Consider the following 782-nt stretch of genomic DNA (forward strand, 5'->3'; position numbering starts at 1 on the left):
GAAATCACAATTGACGAGTTAAAAGCAGGAATTCGTAAAGGTACATTAAATGTTGAATTCTACCCTGTTCTTGTTGGTTCTGCCTTCAAAAACAAAGGTGTTCAACTAGTACTTGATGCTGTTCTTGACTACCTTCCTGCACCAACTGACGTTGCTGCAATCAAAGGTACACGTCCTGATACAAATGAAGAGATTGAGCGTCATTCTTCTGACGAAGAGCCATTCTCTGCATTAGCATTTAAAGTTATGACTGACCCTTACGTTGGTAAATTGACGTTCTTCCGTGTGTACTCAGGAACACTTGATTCCGGTTCATACGTAAGAAACTCAACAAAAGGCAAACGTGAGCGCGTCGGCCGTATCCTGCAAATGCACGCCAACAGCCGTGAAGAAATCTCTACTGTGTACGCAGGGGATATCGCTGCTGCTGTAGGTTTGAAAGACACGACTACAGGGGACACGCTTTGCGACGAGAAAAACCTTGTTATCCTGGAATCAATGGAATTCCCTGAGCCTGTTATCCACGTTGCAATCGAGCCTAAATCTAAGGCTGACCAAGACAAAATGTCTACTGCACTGGCTAAATTGGCTGAAGAGGATCCGACATTCCGTGCGCATACTGACCCTGAAACAGGTCAAACGATCATCGGCGGTATGGGTGAGCTTCACCTTGATATCATCGTTGACCGTATGAAACGCGAATTTAAAGTTGAAGCCAACGTCGGTGCTCCTCAAGTTGCGTATCGTGAAACATTCCGTGCGAGCGCGCAAGTTGAAGGTAA

The 782-nt window shown here is 45.5% G+C and carries 1 protein-coding gene; it reads left to right on the forward strand.

Translation table 11 applies throughout. The annotated features are described in order from the left end of the window. Window positions 1–782 (forward strand): EF-Tu/IF-2/RF-3 family GTPase (locus ACWHAR_RS26005; protein ID WP_452088291.1); only part of this gene is annotated, 782 nt, incomplete at both ends.

This window comes from Bacillus sp. LR--39, assembly GCF_053613335.1.